Below are 3,610 nucleotides of genomic sequence, written 5' to 3' on the forward strand. Positions count from 1 at the left end.
GTAAAATATACCGAAGGTCTGTTAAAGTTACCCTTTTTTCTGAAAAACATATCAAAATCTTCTTCAAAAAGTTCTTGACATATCACCAGAATGCTTTCTTTTTAGTTTTATCAATAAATAGCATTTGCTAGTTATTGCCGTAAGGCATTTGCATCATCCGAGTTCTGTCAGATTTCCTTGTAGAACAGTTCTATGATGATTCGTTTCAATTCATCCAGGTCCGGATAATACTCATCAAAATTAATTGTTTCCACTGCCTGGCCCGGTATTGTCAAAAAATCTTTATCTCCCAGCTCCTGCTGGCTGTTCAGGACCGCCATCCCCATATCGAGGTACTGGTCTTTCGCCATATTGGTAACCATATGGTTCTCTATGGCATTGACAAGTCTTGTTATCAGACCGCTGTCTTTTTCCGACTCTTTTTTGACCGTTTCAAAATAGGCCTGTATATACTGCTGCTGCCTGTCCATTCTGCTCAGAGCCGTCTGCGGCTTCGTAATATCGCGGTAACGTACAAATAATTCTGCCTGACTGCCGTTTAGGTGTACGATACTCCCTTTTTTCAGCAGCGGGTCTTTTACTTCCAGCCCATCCTCTTCTATCGTGACGGTAACTCCTCCCACCTCGTCATTTAAGAGGGGGATGGAACTAACATTCATTGCAAGATATCCGTCCAGACGGATTCCAAAGCATAAATCCGAGACAGCGGCCGCGAGAAGCTCACAGCTTTTCTCTCTGCCGTCTCCATAGGCAAATGCAAGGGTAAGGTGCTGAACATCTTTACCCAGCTCATTGCCCATCAAATCAAAAAGCGTTATCTCCGTCATCGTGTCCCGGGGAATCATTAAAATCCTGACCGTATCTCTGGCCATATCCTGCGCCACAAGAAAAAGGCCGTCCGCCTGCCCCGCTACTCCGGACGCGGTTTGCTGCTGCATATCCCCGCTCGTATCCACGCCAATACAGAGAATCGCGCGAATTGAAGTGTTTCTTCTGTATTTTTTTCCGTCCAGTTCAATTATTCCGTTTGAGGGCGTCCCGGCAAGTCCGGAGGCTTTGGCTGCATTCCCGGCCTCTGTCAATCGCCGCGCTTTCTCCTGTGCATAGTAACGGTATGACAACATAAAAATGGCAGCGGCCGCACAAAACACCGCCAATACAACCGGCCATTTGCTTATTGCTTTTCGTTTTTCCCGGATTTGTTTTTTACTATCCGGCGCTTCCTTTTCAGCCGGGCCGTTCTTAATGTCACTCATCTTTCATTTTTCTCCATGACGGCTTTCTGCCGCAGCCTTGTATTTTGGTAACAGTTCAGCCATGATGTATTCCGCGAGGTGTTTTCGCTGTTTTTTGCGAAAATCCCGAGTTGTGCGGCGCGACGCGATGAAAAGTAAACTTTTCATTTGTTACGGTTTAGCTGAAGGCTGAACTGTAACATATTTTTAAAGCTCTGTGCGTCTTAATGCTCGCTGCTATACTCTTTTCCATAATATTTCCCGTATTTTCCGTAATAATAGTAACTGTTTTGTCTGACGTCCACTTTATTTAACACCGCACCCAAAATCCGGCATCCGCTCTTTTCCAACTGGCCTTTCACTTTTTGCAGAAGGCGGTGGCTGATATTGCCGCTCTCAATAACCAGTATGGCTCCGTCACAGTTCCGGCTTATAATCGCGCCATCAATCAGGTTTCCCATCGGAGGCGTATCAATTATGACATAATCAAAATTCTCCCTTGCCCAGGCAACTAATTTATCGAAAAGGGGTTCTGCCAACAGCTCTGCCGGGTTCGGAGAATAGGGACCGGAAAAAATCATGGTCAAATTAGGCAGATTCGTTTTATAAACTACCTCTTCCAATTTTTTCTGGCCGCTCAGGTATTGGGACAGCCCGTCAACTCTCCGGTCCAATTGGTATCGTGTGACAAGGATCGATTTGCGGATATCGGCGTCAATCAGAAGAACCTTCTTATCCAGCTGTGCCAGCGAGGCCGCTAAATGAAAAGTGGTCTCGCTCTTTCCCTCTCCGAGAACAGAACTTGTAAGCATAACAACCTGAATACCTGTGCCTGAAAACTGGATATTCGTACGAAGTGTTTTCATCGCCTCATTGTACTGATAATCTTCTATTGCCGTTCTTTTTAAAAAGACTTCGTTATCCATTTATCTGCTCCTCCTCTTTTGGCCCTTTTACTTCTTTCCTGATTTCTTCCTTCCTGGTTTCTCCCTTCCTGGTTTCTCCCTTCCTGGTTTCTCCCTTACCCGGCTCTTTCGGTGATTTATGTTTTTCTTTTTTCTTGCCCTTCTCTCTCTTTTTGGGAATAACAGCCAATACAGGGATACTCAGGTATCTTTCAACATCTTCCTCACTCTTAACGGTGTCACTAAAGACAACACGGACCGCTATCAAGGCACAGATTAAAAACACCGCCAGGATTCCTCCAAGTAGTGCATTTCTCTTTATGCTGGGGCTGTAGGGCTCCGATGCCACCACACCGTCCTCAATCATTTTCGGCGGTACCATTTCCATGATTTCCCCAATGTAGTCGGAAGCGGTATTTGCGATATCATCCACGATCTGCTTGGCCATATACGGATTCTCATCACGCACCGTTAAAGACAGGATTCGCGTATTCTGCGGATTCTCCACCGTCAGCTTTCCGGCCAGTTCTTTGTAAGAATAGTCTAATTTGAGATGGTTAATGACACCCTCCATAACCGGCCGGCTGCTGACCAAAACCTTGTAGTCCTGTGTAAGCTGACTGCCGATTTGAAGATCTGCCAGAGAAGTCAAAGTTGTCTCCTTCGATAATATGTAAAGCTTCGCTTCTGATTTATATTGCGGGGTGATTAGAAATGCGCTGCCGGCGCCGGCAATGCCGATTCCGAGAAACAGGGCCACAAGAATCAGCCATAACCTTTTTTTCAGCTCAAACAGCAGTTCCCGGAGATCAATCTCTATCTCTTCTTTGTCTTCTGTGTACATCTTTTCCATTTTCCAGATTCCTTTTCTTTTTTAAATTAATCTTATCTATTTCCATCAAGCAGGAATTAGCTTACTAAAACAGTTCCCCATTCAGGAGTTTCTTTGGCTGATAATAGGTCAGCCGCTCAAATGTCTCCCTTTTGCAGTCCTTTAGCAGCCAGTCAACTGCTTTCTTTATTTCAGGCGGCCTGTAGTCCAGCCGGTGCATATCGGAACCCAGCAGATGGATATTTCCTTTTTTCACTGCTTTTCTGCACCAGATACGATCAACCGGATGGTTGATTCCCGACAGGCTGCTGAAATTCATCTGCATATAAGCTCCTGCCTGAATCAGTTCTTCAATGCAGCCGCTTTTCCTCAGACAGGTGAAGCGTTCAATATGAGCGAGTACCGGAATATAACCGGCCAGAGTCAGCTGGCGTACGGCCTGATAGATCTCTTTATATGAAACAGTAGTTGAAAACTCTATCAGAACATATCTTGTACCCCCCAGCGATAAGCAATGTCATTAAGATAACAAGACATACTTATCACCCTATTTCTGTTTTTATTAAAAACAAGGATAGGGTGATTCTTTTTTGCGGCACTATGGATTTTTTGAGCAACACAATGAAACAGATGTTTTC

The 3,610-nt window shown here is 44.9% G+C and carries 4 protein-coding genes; all 4 read right to left on the bottom strand.

Annotated features, from left to right (window positions below):
* Window positions 1-167 precede the first annotated feature (167 nt).
* On the bottom strand, window positions 168-1,256 hold the full coding sequence (locus KH180_RS16530) for an LCP family protein (protein WP_055177065.1): 1,089 nt from the start codon (window positions 1,254-1,256) through the stop codon (window positions 168-170).
* Window positions 1,257-1,459: 203 nt separating this feature from the next.
* Complete coding sequence (locus tag KH180_RS16535) at window positions 1,460-2,161, bottom strand: CpsD/CapB family tyrosine-protein kinase (RefSeq protein ID WP_003510775.1); 702 nt, start codon at window positions 2,159-2,161, stop codon at window positions 1,460-1,462.
* Complete coding sequence (locus tag KH180_RS16540; protein WP_003510776.1) at window positions 2,154-2,993, bottom strand: YveK family protein; 840 nt, start codon at window positions 2,991-2,993, stop codon at window positions 2,154-2,156. Before KH180_RS16540 ends, KH180_RS16535 begins: the two co-directional genes overlap by 8 nt.
* Window positions 2,994-3,057: 64 nt before the next feature.
* The gene (locus KH180_RS16545; RefSeq protein ID WP_272164644.1) at window positions 3,058-3,477 is read right to left on the bottom strand and encodes a CpsB/CapC family capsule biosynthesis tyrosine phosphatase; all 420 of its coding nucleotides are present in this window, start codon (window positions 3,475-3,477) and stop codon (window positions 3,058-3,060) included.
* Window positions 3,478-3,610 lie beyond the last annotated feature (133 nt).

Origin of the sequence: Anaerostipes sp. (assembly GCF_018381315.1) — a bacterium.
GTDB lineage: Bacteria > Bacillota > Clostridia > Lachnospirales > Lachnospiraceae > Anaerostipes.